At 48.6% G+C, this 17,979-nt stretch carries 14 protein-coding genes; 2 read left to right on the plus strand and 12 right to left on the minus strand.

The features are described 5' to 3' along the window. Positions 1-34: 34 nt before the first annotated feature. From EDM52_RS06300 to EDM52_RS06350, 11 genes are all read right to left on the minus strand, one after another. Positions 35-1,228 (minus strand): M20 metallopeptidase family protein, encoded by a 1,194-nt coding sequence (locus EDM52_RS06300; RefSeq protein WP_122908188.1) that lies wholly within the window; start codon positions 1,226-1,228, stop codon positions 35-37. A gap of 23 nt (positions 1,229-1,251) precedes the next feature. Continuing rightward, a complete protein-coding gene (locus EDM52_RS06305; protein ID WP_122908189.1) occupies positions 1,252-2,643 on the minus strand; it encodes a M20/M25/M40 family metallo-hydrolase in 1,392 nt (463 codons plus the stop codon). Next, positions 2,643-4,310 (minus strand): ABC transporter substrate-binding protein, encoded by a 1,668-nt coding sequence (locus EDM52_RS06310; protein ID WP_122908190.1) that lies wholly within the window; start codon positions 4,308-4,310, stop codon positions 2,643-2,645. The genes EDM52_RS06305 and EDM52_RS06310 overlap by 1 nt, the downstream gene beginning before the upstream one ends. 53 nt (positions 4,311-4,363) lie before the next feature. Next, positions 4,364-5,227, minus strand: a complete 864-nt coding sequence (gene opp4C, locus EDM52_RS06315; protein WP_415783024.1) for an oligopeptide ABC transporter permease — start codon at positions 5,225-5,227, stop codon at positions 4,364-4,366. Positions 5,228-5,305: 78 nt separating this feature from the next. Continuing rightward, positions 5,306-6,256 carry an ABC transporter permease gene (locus tag EDM52_RS06320; protein WP_183184873.1) on the minus strand — a complete coding sequence of 317 codons (951 nt, stop codon included), beginning with the start codon at positions 6,254-6,256 and terminating at the stop codon, positions 5,306-5,308. Between the two features lie 47 nt (positions 6,257-6,303). Continuing rightward, positions 6,304-7,293, minus strand: a complete 990-nt coding sequence (locus EDM52_RS06325; RefSeq protein ID WP_122908192.1) for an ABC transporter ATP-binding protein — start codon at positions 7,291-7,293, stop codon at positions 6,304-6,306. Then, complete coding sequence (locus tag EDM52_RS06330) at positions 7,290-8,312, minus strand: ABC transporter ATP-binding protein (RefSeq protein WP_122908193.1); 1,023 nt, start codon at positions 8,310-8,312, stop codon at positions 7,290-7,292. The genes EDM52_RS06325 and EDM52_RS06330 overlap by 4 nt, the downstream gene beginning before the upstream one ends. Positions 8,313-8,649: 337 nt before the next feature. Further along, positions 8,650-10,641: a S9 family peptidase gene (locus EDM52_RS06335; protein ID WP_122908194.1), complete on the minus strand. Its 1,992-nt coding sequence runs from the start codon at positions 10,639-10,641 to the stop codon at positions 8,650-8,652. 90 nt (positions 10,642-10,731) lie between these two features. Beyond that, complete coding sequence (locus tag EDM52_RS06340; RefSeq protein ID WP_338068292.1) at positions 10,732-11,514, minus strand: 2-hydroxyacid dehydrogenase; 783 nt, start codon at positions 11,512-11,514, stop codon at positions 10,732-10,734. A 222-nt stretch (positions 11,515-11,736) separates the two neighbouring features. Beyond that, positions 11,737-11,913 (minus strand): hypothetical protein, encoded by a 177-nt coding sequence (locus tag EDM52_RS06345; RefSeq protein WP_245996607.1) that lies wholly within the window; start codon positions 11,911-11,913, stop codon positions 11,737-11,739. A 160-nt stretch (positions 11,914-12,073) separates the two neighbouring features. Next, positions 12,074-14,044: an ATP-dependent DNA helicase gene (locus tag EDM52_RS06350; RefSeq protein ID WP_122908196.1), complete on the minus strand. Its 1,971-nt coding sequence runs from the start codon at positions 14,042-14,044 to the stop codon at positions 12,074-12,076. Between the two features lie 231 nt (positions 14,045-14,275). On the opposite strand from EDM52_RS06350, the gene EDM52_RS06355 reads away from it, so the two are divergent. After that, positions 14,276-14,635, plus strand: a complete 360-nt coding sequence (locus EDM52_RS06355) for a Lin0512 family protein (RefSeq protein ID WP_122908197.1) — start codon at positions 14,276-14,278, stop codon at positions 14,633-14,635. Positions 14,636-14,693: 58 nt separating this feature from the next. On the opposite strand, the gene pepF is transcribed toward EDM52_RS06355, so the two are convergent. Further along, positions 14,694-16,490: an oligoendopeptidase F gene (pepF, locus tag EDM52_RS06360; RefSeq protein ID WP_122908198.1), complete on the minus strand. Its 1,797-nt coding sequence runs from the start codon at positions 16,488-16,490 to the stop codon at positions 14,694-14,696. A gap of 220 nt (positions 16,491-16,710) precedes the next feature. Here pepF and EDM52_RS06365 point away from each other — a divergent pair, with 220 nt between their 5' ends. Next, entirely contained in the window at positions 16,711-17,940 is a 1,230-nt protein-coding gene (locus tag EDM52_RS06365) for an aminopeptidase (RefSeq protein ID WP_122908199.1), read from the plus strand. Positions 17,941-17,979: the final 39 nt, after the last annotated feature.

A 17,979-nucleotide genomic window follows, 5' to 3' on the forward strand; every position in this document is an offset into this window, starting at 1 on the left:
ATTCCAAATGAGGCGCTATGCTATGAATTTTTAGTCAAACCGTTGCGCCCTGCAGCTCGTTCCATACAAGTGAAACGAACATTTTTCCTGTGACGATCATCGCTCGTTCATCTCCATCAAACATGGGATGATGTAGGGGATAGACCGCACCAATGTCTGGATTGCCTGCCCCTACCAGGAAGAAGGTTCCCGGTATGCGCTTCAAATACGCGGAGAAATCCTCCCCAGCCAAACTTGGCTCTACCCTGCGGACGCGTTCTTCCCCAAAAAGCTGTTTTGCAATCCGCTCTACGCCTTGGGTCTGCTCAGGATGATTCCAAACTGCATCGTATCCTTTGAGAAGCGACAGTTTGTATCTAGCTCCTGCCGCATCGCAAGTGGCTTTGACAATCCGTTCGATCTGCTCCAGGATAAACTCCCTTACGTCATTGCTGAAGGCACGGACAGTACCTGTGAGCTTGCAGACATCGGGAATGACATTGGCTGCAAGCCCGCTTTGGATCGATCCGACCGACAAAACAGCAGGCTCCAATGGATTGATCCGTCGGCTGATGATCTGCTGCAGGTTGAGAACCAGCTGACAACCGACCACCAAAGGATCAATCGTCGTATGAGGCTGTGCACCATGACCGCCTCTGCCCACCACCTGGATCTCAAACGAGTCGCCCGCCGCCATCGCATATCCTTCGGTCATCGCCACATTGCCAAATGGTTCGGTTGGCCAAACGTGTGCACCGTAAATCACGTCGACACCGTCCAGGCAGCCATCTTCGATCATCGCTATAGCCCCTCCCGGCGGCTTTTCCTCACCGAACTGGTGAATGAAGACGACATTGCCCTGCAGCTGCTCCTTCACCTGACTTAACACTTTCGCAGCTCCCAACAGAGCCGCGGTATGCATGTCATGTCCACAAGCATGCATCACGCCAGGTACCCGTGACTTATAAGGTACATCCTTTTCATCCTGTATGGGGAGAGCATCGAAGTCTGCTCGCAAAGCGACGGTACGGCTGTTATCGTCTGCTTTTCCACCCCGAAGAAGTCCGATTACTCCACGCTCTCCAACGTTAGTTCTGACCTCGAGCCCCAGCCGTTGCAAATAGTCCGCCACTTTTTCCGGTGTATGGACTTCTTGAAAAGACAGCTCCGGGTGCATATGCAGATCACGTCGTATCTCTACCAGTTCAGGAAATAGGTCCTCCAGATCACGGTACAACGATGCAAGCATGTCCATTTCCCTCCCTTCCATCGTTAGCTATGCATTTCTGCAGTCTTTAAGGCTTGCGAAAAGCCAGCGAGCATCAGCACCATGTGCATGATTCCTTGTTCATAATCGTCCAGTCGTATCGATTCATTCGGTGCGTGCACCTGTGAGCCTGCCCAGCCTACTCCCGTGCTGACAATCGGCAAATTCAAGAGCTTGCCAAAAGCGTACATTGGACCAGTCCCGGCAGCATTTGGCGCAAGTACTGGCTCCTGGTCATAGACGAGACGAGCCGTTTGCAGAACATGGGCAACAAATGGATGATGATAATCCGAACGATACGCACGCTGTCCATTAACCATCGAAACCTTCACATCGTCAAATCCGTGACGCAGCAAATGTCTTTCCACTGAAACGAGGATGTGATCCGGATCTTGTCCGGGAACCAGACGGCAATCCACTTTTGCCTTTGCTCGCTTTGGCAAAACAGTTTTGGCACCTTCACCCGTATACCCGCTCTCCAGTCCACATATCGTCATCGTTGGATGAAATACCATGGCTTCGCGCGGATCGATCCTTTTGGCTGTGGTGATGAGCGGTCTTTTCAAGCCGTATCGATTCACGATCGCCTGCTCATCAAAAGGCAATTCCTTGACAGCAAGTCGCACTTCTGCATCCGGTTCTACAATGCCATCGTAGAAGCCTTCGACCAGAATCTCGTTCTTCTCGTTTTTCATGCTGGCCAGTGCCTGTACCAATCTCCAGGCAGCATTGTCCACGTACGCACCAACTGAGGAATGGAGGTCGATCTGCGCACCTTCACAAGTCAGCTCCAAATATGCCATACCTTTGATACCGGCTACCATGCTGATGCGTTCGCTCTCGTCCTTGTTTCCAAACTCCCAGATGCAGGCATCCGCTTGGAACAAGTCCTGATACGTGCGCAGGTACGGCTCTAGGTTGGGACTGCCGATCTCCTCTTCACCCTCGATCAGGAATTTGATGTTGCAGGGAAGTCCGCCGTTGTTTTGCAGGACCTGGATCGCAGTCAAACGTGCGACCAGGTCCCCTTTATTGTCCGCCACACCTCTAGCAAACAGCTTTCCGTCTGCAAGAGTAGGCTCAAAGGGTGGAGAATTCCATTCCTCGAGCGGTTCTGCTGGCTGTACATCATAGTGGTTGTAGAAGAGAATCGTTTTGCTGGAATCTCCTTCTGGACCCGCCGCAAAGTATCCGTAGATCACGGGATTTCCGCCCCATTCATCCAGTACTTTTGCCTGTCCACCGATCTCCTCCAGCATTTGCACCACATAATCTACCGTCTCGGGTATGGCTTGTCGTTGGGCTGATACAGACGGAAGGCGCAGGTAATTCTTTAAACGCTCTAATGACCCGGGCAAACTGGCTCTGATTTCGTTACCCAACTGTTCCATGCCCATTACTGTGCACCTGTTACGGACCATTTTTCAAGGTCTCGATGGAAGCCGAACACGCGTGGTTCGCCATACGCAACCTTTTTGGATATACCCACGAAGTCATTATCCGAGTAGAGGGTAATCAGCGGAACATCTTCGTTCCACAATTTTTGCAGTTCGTTGTAGATGCCCTTGCGCACATCGGAGTTCGGCTCTGCTTTTCCTTTATTCAGCAAGTCTTCTGATTTGGGATTGTCGTATTTCATAAAGTTATACGCACCGTCTTTACCGTACAGTGCTGATACTTCAGGATCCAAAGTCAGCGTCAGACCCATCAGCATGACTTCGTAATCGCCCGCTTTTGCCTTGGACATAACCGTTGGGAAGTCAAATTTGGACACCTTGACTTTAAAGCCCGCAGCGATCAGGTTTTGTGTAATAATATCAGCGGATTGCTCGCGAACCTTGTTACCGGTTGGGACCATGAACTGGAGCTCGCGATTCGGATCCCAGCCCGATTCTTTCAGCAACTGTTTCGCTTTTTCTGTATCAAATGAGTATTGCTGCAGGTTTTTATCCAGATAAGGGCTGACGGAGGTGTAAGGACCGTCTACTACCTCGCCGTATCCTTTCAACAGCTTGTCTACGAGCTGCTTGCGATCGACTGCATAAGCCAGAGCTTGACGTACCTTCGGATCCATCTTCTCCGTGTTGAACATCATCGTTTGGAAACCGAATGTAGGCTCGTCTTTGGCGACCACATGCTCCATTGCTTTGACCGTGTCATAATCCTGAGGAGGAATTTTCCCAATACCTCCACCTACGTTCATATGAACCTCTCCCGTTTGAAGTTGGGCAACCATGTTGGCAGAAGGCATGATTTTGATAAACATTTTTTCCAGCTCAGGCTTGCCGCGATAGTAATCCGGATTGGCTTCCAGCTCCACATACTGATCTTTTTGGTATTGAACGAACTTGAATGCGCCGTTCGTGACGGTTGGCTTTTGCATAAATGGATCTTGAGACAGGGCAGCAGGGTCCACTTTTTCCAGCGCGTGCTTCGGCAAGATCATCAGCTTGGTACCCAGCTGTTCTTTCAGCATATTGGGGTCTACCGGAGCTTTTGTCTTAAATTCAAGTGTTTTGTCATCCACGATCTTTACAGATGGAATGGACGTATCCCCGTCCTTCAGCTTACCGTCCGGTCCAAGACCATCAAACATCGTCAAATAGCTACCAACAGTCGTTTCAACCTTGGGATTGGCGATCAGATTGAAGGTGAATAATGCATCATGCGCCGTTACTGGCGTTCCGTCTGTCCACTTGGCATCTTTGTTGATCTTGATGGTAAAGGTTTGGTTGTCTGTCGTTTCAATTCCATCTGCCAATCTCGGTACGAACTTCAGCGGACCCTCCATTTCTAGAAAGGTGTCAAACAGAAACTTCTCGGTGAACGTCGAAGCTACATCGGCACTGTTGATCGGATTCAACAAAATCGGAGGATTGGTCATCCCCAGAAACATGGTGCCGGCTTTTGCACCGGATTCGGCAGCAGGTGCCTGCGTCGTACTGCCTGCTGTGCCGCCACCTCCGCTTGGTGCCGAAGTGCTGGTATTGCCACCACCGCAAGCCGCCAGCATTAAGACAGATGACACGGCCAAAACACTTGCTGTTTTCTTCAACATTTTCATTCTGTTCCCCCCAACTTCTATAATGAATGAAATACGTACTGCCAGTTTTACCCTTATTTCAAGCTCTTAGGGTCCATCGCATCGCGTAAGCCATCGCCCATGAAATTGATGGAAAGGACAGCGAGCAGGATCATCAGTCCTGGCGGAACCCAAAGCCAAGGCTGAGTCGACAAGACCGTGAGTGATTGCGCTTCTGTCAGCATGTTGCCCCAGCTCGCGGTCGGTGGTTGCACGCCCATCCCGAGAAAGCTAAGCGAAGCCTCCATGATAATGGCAGAAGCAATACCAAAGGTCGCATTGACCAGAATCGGAGCGAGACAATTGGGCAGGATGTGCTGGAAGACAATCTTGGGTGCGGAATACCCCAATGCAATGCCTGCCTTCACATAATCCATCTCCTTGATAGACAGCACACTGCCGCGCACGATCCGGGCAATCCCCGGCCAGCCCAATAACCCCAAGGCGATGATGATGTTATATAAGCTCGGCCCCATAATGCTGACCAATACGAGGATGACCATCAAATAAGGGAAGGACATAAATATGTCTGTCAACCGCATGATGAACATATCTACCCATTTGCCAAAAAATCCAGCTATCGCACCCAAAATGGTCCCAATCACGACATAAATGGCTACTGCACCGATTCCAACTGCCAGTGAAACACGGGATGCATAGATGAGGCGGCTCGCGATATCCCTACTTACCAAATCCGTTCCGAGCAGGTAATCACCTGACGGCTCGACGCCGAAGTCACCCGTAATTTCGTTTGGGTCTGCTGGCGATATCACAGGTGCAAAGATCGCAGATAAAGCAATGATCAGAAAAATGACCAGCCCCACAACAGCGAGCTTATGCTTGAAGAAGCGTTTGGTGATCATCTTCAAGTAGCTTTCTTCTTCACCCATCCCGATCATTTGCTGCTTGTTGATGACTTCTTCCTGCTCTACTTTCAAATTGGCCAATGACATGCGTTCTTCTCCCCCTTTCTGGACTTAGTTGTATTTGATCCGCGGGTCCGCAACCGAATACAGGATATCTGCAAGGAGATTGGATAAAAGCACCGTGATTGCCGCAATGAAGTTGATGGCCATCAATGTCGGGTAGTCACGGGACCCAATCGATTGAATCGTCAATTGTCCAAGACCAGGCCATTGGAAGATCTGCTCGGTCACTACTGCCCCACCAATAAGCAGCGGAATATCCATTCCGATTACGGTAATAATCGGGATCAGAGCATTGCGAAACGCATGCTTGTTCACGACGAGGAATTCTCGCAAGCCTTTTGAACGGGCTGTCCGCAGGTAGTCCTGCCCCAAAATCTCCAACATGCTGGATCTCACATATCTGACCATACTGCCAGCGATTCCAGTGGCCAGAACAAATGCAGGAAGCAGTAAATGCTTGAGCGTATCTCCAAAGCTGCCATCACCACCAAGTGTATTCATCCCACCAGTCGGCAGAAGATTGAGCTGAACGGAGAATATGTAGATCAGTCCTAGTCCAAGGAAGAAATTCGGGATGGAAATGCCCATGAAGGAAAAGCCTGTCGTCAAATAATCGAGCCAGGAATATTGCCTGGTGGCACTGAGCACACCGATTGGGATGGCTACGATATAGGCGATCAACAGAGCCGTTCCCATCAATAACAGAGTTGGGAGCACTCTGGACGCTACCATTTCTCCAACTGGCGCATAGGTCGAGAAGGAATAGCCGAAGTCTCCTTGCAGCAGGTTCTGCATCCAGCGTAAATACTGCACGTAAATCGGATCATTGAGACCCAGTGCTTCTTTCTTCAATTCAATGTCAGCCTGGGTTGCATCGGGACTGATAAACATTTCAACCGGATTTCCTGGAGCCAGATTGACAATGAAAAAGCTGAAAACGGTCACACCGAAGAGCACTGGGATGGCAATGAGTAATCTTCGCATAATGTATGGAAACACGTAGAATCTCCCCTCCTTTTAAACTTAGCTGAAGAGTCGTATGCCCTTTATCCCACAGGAAAATGGCAAGCCACCGAGTGATTCGTACCCGTTAAACCGGGAATTTGTTCCCGACAAATGTCTTTTGCCAAGGGACAACGTGTGTGGAAGCCGCATCCTTTCGGCGGATTTGCCGGATTGGGAACATCTCCTTCCATGACGATTCGTTCACGGTTGCGCAAATGCGGATTTGGAATCGGATAGGCATGGAGCAGCGCCTGTGTGTAAGGGTGCCTGGGATTTTTAAAAATGTCCTGCGTCTTTGCCAGCTCCACGATTTTGCCGAGGTACATGATGGCAATCCGATCACTGATGTATTTGACTGCTCCAAGACCATGTGCAATGAAGAGATAGGTTAGCTGAAAATCCTTTTGCAAATCCTTCAGTAGATTGAGCACCTGCGCTTGGATGGACACGTCAAGTGCCGAGACCGGCTCGTCGCAAACGATCAGCTTTGGCTGTAGGATCAGAGCTCGTGCGATACCGATCCGCTGACGCTGCCCGCCTGAGAATTCATGCGGGTATCTGCTTCGGTGGTATTTGTTTAACCCGACGATTTCGAGAATGTCATCCACTTTTTTAGAAACTTCACTCTTTTCCGCAAGCTGATGGGCCAATAGAGGCTCGGCAAGCAAATCGCCTATCCGCTTGCGAGGATTCAAGGACGAATACGGGTCCTGGAAGATGATCTGCAGATCTGTTCTCGCCTTGCGCAGTTCAGCCCCACTCAGGGAGGCCATTTCTTTTCCTCTAAAGACGACTTTGCCCTCTGTTGGTGGATCAAGCTGGACGATGGCTCGTCCCGTCGTCGATTTTCCGCAGCCGGATTCTCCGACAAGCGCTAGTGTCTCACCCGGATAGATAGAGAAATCCAGTCCGTCCACCGCTTTGACCTGACCAACCGTACGTGAAATAATTCCCTTTTTGATTGGATAGTACTTTTTGAGTTTTTCAACAGTTAGAATAGGAGTCTGATTTTCGGTGGTGTTCTTGTTCATGCGATCACCTCACTTCTGGAGTCAGTAGGTGTTTGTTGCTGCTGTTCGTCAAGCAGCCAGCAGCGCACGCGGTGATTGTGATTATCTGGGATGGAGAGAAGCGGGGGTTGTTCGGTGACGCATTTTTCTGTGGCGTATGGACAACGATCGTGAAAACGGCAACCTTTTGGCATCATGTGAAGATTGGGTACTGTTCCGGGGATGGAAAACAGCTTTTTTTGGCTGTCGTGCTCCAGATGTGGGATCGACTCCATCAGGCCTTTTGTGTAGGGGTGCTTGGGCTCGTCAAATAGTGTGAATACATCTGCTTCCTCCACCACTTGTCCGGCGTACATGACCAGAACCTTATCCGCCATCTCAGCAATGACGCCCAGATCATGGGAGATGATCATGATCGCGGTATTGGATTCTTGACGTAGTCTTTTCATCAGTTCCAAAATTTGCGCCTGAATCGTAACATCCAGCGCGGTAGTCGGCTCGTCCGCGATCAAAAGACTGGGCTTGCACGAAAGAGCCATCGCGATCATCACCCTTTGCCTCATACCCCCAGACAGCTTGTGCGGGTATTCATCGATGAGCTGCTCGGCTCGCGGGATTCCTACTTTTTTCAACATTTCAATCGCATAGGCTCTAGCCTCGCTCTTGCTCATGTTCATATGTAAGTGGATGAGCTCCAGCATTTGATTCCCGATCGTGAATACTGGATTTAGTGAAGTCATCGGCTCTTGAAAGATCATGGAGATCTCATTTCCCCGAATCTCCCGCATCTGCGCTTCAGACAACTTCGTCAGATCTTTTCCGTTAAACTGTATGGAACCTTTCTTGATCATGCCTGTTCGTCCTAATAGTCTCATCACAGACAAGGAGGTGACACTTTTCCCACAACCGGATTCACCAACTATTCCTATGGTTTCACCTTGTTTTAATTGAAAGGTGACTTCATCGACGGAGACAACTTCACCCTTATCCGTTCGAAAAGCCACTTGAAGTTTATCTACTTCCAAAAAGTTTTTTTCCAAACTTCATACCTCCCTGATGTTGTTGTCATTTAATGCCCACTAATCACATCTATTTTGTTTATGATTGTGTTTTATATGATTAAACAATATTGACTTATTCAGAGTATACGGATATTTGCTTACAGAATCAATTGATTTTTCACTCTATTCTGAATTGACTGTACAAAATAATAGCGCTTTCATTCTCTTCTGACTTGATGTGAAGCGTTTTCAGAAAAATATAAAAAATGGTGAAGCCTACTTGGGATTGGTTGTGCTTTCAATGAATGAAGTTTTCTCTTACACCAAAAAAAACTCGCTTTTCAGGCGAGGTTTTCATTCTGTCATGTGCCGTTCGTCACACGTATTGATTAAACCAGTCTACGGTGTACTGAAGTCTCAAGACGCGCTGTTCCGGGTCGCCGCTGCGCGACATTTCGTGGTTGGCTCCGGGGAAACGAATGAATGAAACGGGAGCTTTTCCTCGGTGCCGCAGCGTCATATAGAGCTGCTCCGCCTGCTCGATTGGGCAGCGGTAATCCCGTTCCCCATGCATGATGAGCAGAGGCGTCTCCATGTTGGCTACCAGGCGAAGCGGGGAATGATGCCACATCTTCTCCGGATTCTCAAAAGGATTGGCCTGTATTTCTTCGGCTGAAAAGTAGTATCCGATATCACTTACGCCATAGAAGCTGATCCAGTTGCAGATGCTTCTATCCGTAACTGCCGCTTTGAAACGGTTGCCTTGTCCAATGATCCAGTTGGTCATGAATCCCCCGTAACTGCCCCCAGCAACACCGAGACGCGTCTCGTCTACATAGTCAAACTGGCAGACATAGTCCACGGCGTGCATCAAATCTTTGTAATCATTGCCTCCGTAATCACCGCAGCATGCCTGCACAAAACGTTCCCCATAGCCGTAGCTTCCACGAGGATTCGTATAGACGACTACGTAGCCTTGTGCAGCCAAAAGCTGAAATTCATGAAAAAATGTGTGACCATACATCGAGTGAGGACCGCCATGAATTTGCAAAATGGCAGGATATGTATTTCCCTCTTGGAAGCCCACCGGTTTCAATATCCAGCCTTGAATGTTCCAGCCTTCTGCACCTTCATACCAGATTTCTTCTGGCGTAGATAATCTGATTTCTTGGAATAGCTCACCATTTACATCCGTCAGACGCTTCTCAGTTTCTGTATTCAGATCGACATGGAACAAGTCTCCTGGAGTTAGCGAATCGCTGACCGCCATCACCAGGGAGTTTTTCTCATTATCGAATGTAAAACCGTAGACGTTACGTTCTCCACCCACGACCTTTGTCACAGAGCCATCCAGATGGACCAAGTAAATACCCGAGCTTCCCTTTTCGCTTGCAATCACATACATCCCCTGTCCGTCTGTTGTCCACACAGCTCCCGGGTTGGGATGGCCAGGTGAGCGTACATCGCCGATCGTAGCATCACCGACATGCACATCCCAATCAGCTGTCAAGCACTGGACCGTTCCCGCGTCCAGCTCAGCAACCCAGATTTTTTTCATAGTGGCATAGAGGTGCTGATCCGCTACACTTCCTATGAAAGCTAGTTTTTTCCCGTCTTTTGAAAAAGTCGGCATGGCATATGTACCGTCGCTGTTGGTGATTTTTTTCCACTCTCCGCCTTCCACAGGTACCAGATAGATGTCGATTTCATGCTGGATGTCTGGATTGACCGAGCGATTAGCAGTGATGGCAAGCCATTTTCCATCGGGTGACCAGCTTCCCACCGCGTGATCATAGGTTCCTTCAGTCAGTTGTGTGACCGAGCCAGTCTCAATGTTGACCACAGCGACCTGTTTGTTTTTCTCGTACACAAACCCGCTATCATCGGACTTATACTTCATTTTGTCTACGGTGATGGATTTGGGCGTGGCCTCTTCTGTCAATTCTTCTGTTCCTTCTGTCAGGGTTTGGCCAGTACGCAGAAACGCAGCGAACGCAATGCTTCGTCCGTCTGGCGACCACACTGGCGAAGAAATCCCGTTCGGACCATTCGTGATTTGCTTAAACTCCGTTTCATTCACATCCAGATGCCAAAGCTGGGCTTTCCCAGAGCGATTGGATACAAAACATAGCTTGGAGCCATCGGGTGACCAACGTGGGAATGAATCGCGGAAAGGACCGCTGGTCAATGCAGTCTTGCTATTGTCCTCTAGCGAATAGAGATAAATATGGCTCTGATACTGGCGCAGTTCATCCATTTTGGTCTCCACAAAGACGGCTTTCGTGCCATCAGGCGAAAGCTGCGGTTCGCTTGGGTAGCAAATTTGATAGAGATCCTCTGCTGTGATTCCCCGTTTGGTGTCGGTCATTACCTTCACTCCTTTGCTCGTTTGATTCGGCATGTTTTCAGATTATTACTAATTGTTTGATTTGTATAGGCGCTTCAATCATTTTTTCGATCACTTGCCGGAATAGACCTCTTCATTTAGCAAAGCAGGTGGCTTTTTCCCGAACAAGCCTGCCAAGAGATTTTCTTTTGCATACTGGGCCATGCGCAGTCGGGTCTCTTCTGTTGCCGAACCGATATGCGGGAGTGTGACAACATTGGGCATTTGGAGCAACGGATGCTCTGGATTTACTGGCTCTTTGACAAAAACATCCAGACCAGCAGCCAGGATCTCGCCTTGCTTCAAAGCTTCTACCAACGCTTCTTCATCGACTGTAGCTCCTCGTGAACCGTTCACGAAGATCGCCGATTTTTTCATCTGCTGGAACTCCTTCATGCCAATCAGCTTGGTCGTCTCTGCAGACAATGGAACCATCAGGCAAATGAAATCGGCTTGCTGACAAAGTTCCTCAAGCGTGCAATACGTGGCTTGGTAGAGGCTTTCCACTGCTTCGTTCCGAGAGCGATTATGGTATAGGATGTTCATGTCAAAGCCCAGGTGCGCGCGTTTCGCGATGGCGGACCCGATACGTCCCATGCCAATAATGCCAAGAGTTTTATGATGGACGTCCCTTCCGAACTGCTGAGAGGTGAGATGAGAAGTCCACTGCCCCGTTTTGACAAAACGGTCCATCTCGGGAATTCTGCGCGCCGTGGCTAGCATGAGGCCCATCATCGTATCGGCAACAGTATCGGTCAGGACGTCAGGTGTATTGGTTGCCATGACACCTGCTCTGTTTAAGGCCGACAGATCAAAATTGTCATAACCAACCGCAATATTGCTAACTATTTTCAGCTTGGGTTCAACTCTTCGAAATAGACGACCTCACACTTTTCACGCAATTCGACCAATATTTCCGGATACACTTTTTTATACACAATCACCTTTGGTTTCATTCGTCTGACCTCACTTTACGCAATAATGGAGAAAGACCAACGAAGTGACACGTTCGTTGGTCTTTCATCCAATTCGTAAAGAAGGATCAAAATCCTGCTAGTTCAAGTTGTTTACCTTGATTTAAATATGATTGCCGTACAAATAATTTAAGAACAATCCAGCACTGATCACTGCTGCGACGATAAAAACAATGCCACTTCTCTTGCGCTGTTGGGCAAAACGCAGAACACTGAAACAAAACAGCACACCAGTAATCATAAAGTAGGCCACACCAATCCAGAACAATTCCCACGGCAAACTGGCGAAATCGACATTACCCAAAAAGAACACCGTCCCTTGTCTGTATTATAGAAGATATTCATATCCGTTAATATCTGACACTTCATTATAACAAGCGTGTGCCACTACTTTCATCTTTTCAACCATTCCGTAACAGAAGTGTCATAGATTGCGAAAATCAGGCTTCTGGCAGTACGTCCCGAAGAGAGGTTTTCCACTCTACCCCCTGCGGGAATGCCTGCATCACTTTTTGCCTTAATGCCACATCTACATGCAGTTCTTGACAAAAAATCGCGACGCTGCCACTGTCATCTCGTGAACGAATCAATCGTCCAATTCCTTGACGCAAGCGCAGCAGCATGTATGGCAAGTCCACTTCGTCAAAAGCTGATTCTGCAGCAGCCTTTCGTTTTGCCGCGAAAACGGGATCGTTCGGCGGAAATGGCAAAGACCAGATCAGTACATGGGATAGTGACGGTCCGGGTACGTCCAATCCTTCCCATAATGTGACGGCACATAAATTGAGATGCTCGTCATTTTGAAAATGAGAGATCAGATGGCTAATTTCCTGATCACCTTCAAACAAAAAGCGCAGACCGTTCGTCTCCTGCTCCTTCAATTCATGCTTGAATTGCTGCATTTCCTCTCGTGTCGGAAACAGAAGCAATGCCCGTCCTTTTGTTTTAGCCAGCATTTCTAGTGTGATTCTCATTTTCTCTTGAAGGGCATCATGCATAGCCAGATTCGGGACGAATACCTTCATTTGTTCTTCATAATCATACGGAGAAGCGACAGAGAAAGAAAGGTAGTCCCGGACACCCAGGCTGTTTGCAACATAAGCAAAGGAGTCGTCACTCGACAAGGTTGCGGAGGAGAAAACGACCGGCATTTTCTGAGAAAATACGTAATCGCTCAGTACTTCCTGTACCATTTTGGGCATAACGACCAGACTGGTCCCATGTGCGTCCTCCGTCACCCAGGAGATGACGGATGTGGGATTCTGAAACAGGCGTAGTGCTAGTTGAATCATTTCCAGATACTCACTGACTATGCCCACCTGGAACTCATCCAGCGTATAAAGCCCACTCTCCAGCGCCATCTCCTCTTCCATACCCGTGATCAGATGGGTGAATTCATGAATCAGTGATAACAGCTCGCTGCCCAGCGCGATTTCTCGTCGATCAGAGCCTGGGACGGGCTTACTCTCCTGCTCTAGCAAGGCGAACAATCTTTCACTTTGCATGATGGCTTCCTCAACAGATAAAGCCAGCGATTCCCTGACTTCTCCTTTGAGCAGTCGAGTGATCACTTCTTCGAATATGGTGTGATTCCATTTATAGGTCAAAGCTTTTTGTGCTGCAGGCTCCAGTAAATGGCCCTCGTCAAAAATCACGGAGCTATGGCTTGGAAGCAGAGGAAGCTGTCCTCCCCTTTTCCGGCTTTCGTAAGTCCAAACATGCTCCATATAAAAATCATGGGAGCAAATGATCAGGTCTGTCGCCTTGCGATAGTGGTCGCGAGAGAGTGTCTGTCCACAGCGGTGCTGCTTGTCACAGGCAAAGCAATCCTGAAAAACATCCCAGTTGGCTTGGCTCCATCGTGCATCGTCAAGCGCAGGATAGTGACTTCGATCCCCATACGGTGAAAATGATTGCAAGGCTTCATGTGTATGTACAAACGGAGGCAATTCCTGATAGATTTCCTGGTAAAGCTCACCATCCTCTTCCCTGTATCTCGCTTGCTCTAATTTTTGCAAGCACAAGTACTGGTCAGGTGATTTACCCAATCGGGCGTCAATGGTGAGGTTCAAATGACGGGCAAGCTTGGCGATGTCTCCTTCTGGCTTCACCAATTGCTCGATCAAGGATTCATTTGCACAGGCAATAATGGCGGGTTTTCGCGTATACCGCGCATAGCAGATCGCGTACAGCAAATAAACAAGCGTTTTTCCCGTCCCTACACCTGCTTCAGCGAAAATGGTCTTCTTCTCGGCAAATGCGCGTTCCAGCTGAAACGCCATGTAAATCTGTTCATCCCGAATTTCAAAACCAGCTTCGGGCAATATGTCATAGAAAACATCTGCAATCCAATCACTTACTTGAGAGATAAAAGATTGAGTCGGGTCATACGAAAAAGGGTACCGTTCCACTGCTGTCCTGCCTCCAATAGGGGATTGTCCATCGGCGATGTGCCAAAATGTAATGATCGCACGATGAGAGAGAGAACACAATATCTGAGTAAAAAAATTTACAAATTCATCTTTCGCAAGCCTATTCTTTCAACATAAGGATGAGCTGCTGCTGGAAGTTTATCCGCCCCGATCCTGTTAAACATGCTACACTAGAACTTGTCATCGAAAACAGATGGGAGTAGATCATCCATGGAAAAAGTCATGTTTATTGAAATCGGAATGGGAATCGACTTGCATGGGCAAAACGTCACCAAAGCTGCCGTGCGTGCCGTACAAAATGCCATTCATCACAACTCGATGCCGGGACTTCGCTCCGTCTTGCCAGACAACGATATTCACAATATGAAGGTACATGTTCGTTTGGCAGTTCCAGCTGACAAGGATCTACTAGATTTGGCAGTCGTGCGGGACGAGCTGCCTTATGGCGAGGTATCCTTTGAAGTCATCGACGGCGGAATGCTGACCAGCAGCGGAGTCGTGATTGCTGAAAAAGAGGACAAGAATGATTTGGCCTACGTCGTCATTGCTTCGGTAGAAGTTGGATATTAGGTTAGCAAAGGGCGTTCCCTAGTTGTGTTGAGACAACAGGGACGCCCTCTTTTATTCGTTAGAACATGTTTTCCAAATCATCTACCAGCTGTCCGACATACTGGACAGCGAGACGAATGGGCTCAGGCTGTGACATATCCACTCCTGCCAGCTTCATCAACTCAAGCGGCGACAAAGTGCCCCCCGCTTTTAATACCTCCAGCCATCTGGTGACCGCGACTTCCCCTTCCTGCTTGATCTGGGCAGCCACAGCCGTTGAGGCAGTCAGCCCCGCAGCATACGTATAAGGGTACAAGCCCATGTAGTAATGTGGCTGACGCATCCAGGTCAGCTTTGCCCCCTCGTCCAGCTCGACAGCATCTCCCCAGAAATCAGCCAATACTTGACCTTTCCATTCAGACAGGTTTTTGGCCGTCAATGGAATATCTTCGCCCGCGGCTTCGTACACCTTTCTTTGCAGCTGCCCTTCCAGCAAATGAGTCACGAAGTTATGGTAATACGTATTCATCAGCTGAAGGATTACCCACCGCTTCAGCCGCGGATCGTCGGACTGTTCGGTAATATGCTGTGCCAAAAGCAGCTCGTTGAGCGTAGACGGTGCCTTGATGAAATAGAGAGACGAGCGGTGATTAGCAAAACGCTGGTTTTTGCTGGCCAGCATAAAATGTCCGCAATGTCCAAGTTCATGCGCCAGCGTAAAGGCACTGCGCATGTTTTCCGCCCATGTAATCAGGATAAACGAGTGGATCCCGTATGGACTGGAGCAAAAGGCTCCTGTGGATTTTCCCACGTTGTCGACATAGTCAATCCACCGGTTCTTCAGGGCCCGCTCCATGATTTCCGTATATTCCTCGCCCATCACACTGAGCGCAGCAAGAATGGTCTTTCCTGCTTCTTCTATGGTCACTGGTGGACTGAAATCAGGATCGAGCGGAACTTTCAGGTCGCAAAAGGATAGCCTTTCCAAGCCCAGTACTCTCGCCTTGAGTTTGGCAAAACGGCGCATGTGTGGTGCCAGCTCAGTACCGATAATATCCAAAATATTATGATACATTTGCAAGGTGACTTGCTGTGGCTCCAACAGCATATGCGTGACCGACTCGTATCCTCGCAATCGGGAGAGCACCGTCTGTTTTTTCACTTCAGTTGCATAAGCAGCAGCGAACGTATGTTGATAGGATTGAAGCGTACGGGTGAAAGAATCGTAAGCAGCGTGCCGCAATGTACGATCGGAATTCATCTCGTAATCCGACTCGAACAACGCAAAGGAAACCGGTTTTGTTGCACCCTCCGCGTCTTCGACTGAGTCAAAGCTCATATCCGATAATTTTCCGCGATTATAAATCGTATAAGGTGCAGCAAATATTTCGCCTAATGATGCAAGAGCGGATTCGGTTTCTGGAGAAAGCCGATGTGGCTTGGTAGCATACAAATCAAGCAGTTTTTTGCGGAAGGGATAAAGACCAGATTCCTCCGCCAGGAACACTTCCAGTAAACCCTCTGGAAAATCAAGAATTTCCGCGCGAATGAACGATAGCGCGGCATTGATCTTTGAAACGAGATCCCCTACTCGCGCTGCTCGAGACTGGTTGTTTGGATTGGTTCCTTCCTCTGACAAGCGCAGGCTGGCGTATGTATGAACGCGAATCAGACGTTCTCCAAGTGCTTCTTCTGCTTCCAGGCAAGCCAATAGCTCTTCGGCACCTGTATGCAACAAACCTTTATACGCCACTATAGCAGGAAGTAATTCTTCTATGGCTCCTAGCTCTTCCTCCCATTTTTCCTGACTTTCAAATAAATCGTCCAAATTCCAGGTCTGTTCCACTGCAACTTGATCACGCGTCAACCTCTTCATTTCACGCCTCCTTTAATCATGTCTTCACTCGATATAAAAATTGGATCATTTCCTTGATTTTCCTCTAGTCAAAAAATATTTAACAATAAATGGAGCAAATGAGCGGAAAAAAACAGGAATTACGCAACCAGATCCCGAAAGAAAGTACAGTAAAAAAAATTGGATCGAATTTGGGTACCGGTGCGTAAAGAGTTCTCATTGAAGAGGAGGCGAAGGTACATTGAAATTTGAAGATATGCTAGATCGGTATGCCGAACTTGTTGTTAAGGTTGGCATCCACGTCCAAAAGATGCAAACACTCGTAGTGTCGGCTCCCGTGCATGCTGCCGGATTTGTTCGCACCGTGGTCAAAAAAGCATATGAAGCTGGAGCCAAACATGTATATATCGATTGGACAGATGATCAAATCACCCGATTGAAATATGAACTGGCGCCAGAAGAAGCATTTGAAGAATATCCGCTGTGGCGCGCAAAGGGTTGGGAGGAAATGGCTGAGAATGGAGCAGCATTTCTCTATCTTTCTTCGTCGAACCCCGATCTTTTACAGGGCATCTCACCGGAGCGTATGGCAAAGGCAAGCAAGGCTGCTAGCAAAGCCATGGAGACATTTCGCAGTTATACGAGATCTGATAAGGTGAGCTGGTCGATCATCGCTGTCCCTTCTCCTGAATGGGCAAATACGGTTTTTCCCGATCTTCCGGAGGATGAACGAGTCATGGCATTATGGAACGCGATTTTTTCAGCGACACGTGTCGACTCTCCTGACCCTGTTCAAGCCTGGAATGACCACCAAAAAGAGCTGAACCATCGGATCGAGTATTTAAACCAGAAACAGTACAAAGCGTTGTTCTACGATGCGCCTGGAACCAATCTGTCCGTGGCTTTGCCAGACAATCACGTATGGATCGGAGGTGGCAGCGTGAATCAAAGCGGCGTTTCCTTCATGGCCAACATGCCGACAGAAGAGGTGTTTACCGCTCCGAAAAAAGACGGTGTCAATGGGGTAGTCCAAAGCACAAAGCCGCTCAGCTACCAAGGAAATCTGATCGAAGACTTCCAGCTCACCTTTGAAAACGGAAAGATCGTCCAAGCTGTTGCCAAAAAAGGAGAGGCGACTCTTAAACAATTGATCGCGACAGACGAAGGATCTCATTTTCTGGGTGAATTGGCGCTTGTCCCCGATCAGTCACCGATCTCTCAATCCAACATCATTTTTTTCAACACGCTTTTCGACGAAAATGCCTCCAATCACCTTGCGATCGGCAATGCCTACCCTACTAATCTGCGCGATGGCATCACCATGAGCAAGGAGGAGCTGGAAAAACACGGTTTAAATACTAGCATGGTGCATGTGGACTTCATGATTGGATCCAATGAAATGAATATTGACGGTGAGCTTGCGGACGGTACACGTGAACCCATTTTCCGCAAAGGCAATTGGGCTTTTTAATTCACCCTTCCTGACATGCGTTGGAGAGGCTCAAGCGGC

The organism is Brevibacillus invocatus (assembly GCF_003710915.1).
GTDB classification, from domain to species: domain Bacteria; phylum Bacillota; class Bacilli; order Brevibacillales; family Brevibacillaceae; genus Brevibacillus; species Brevibacillus invocatus.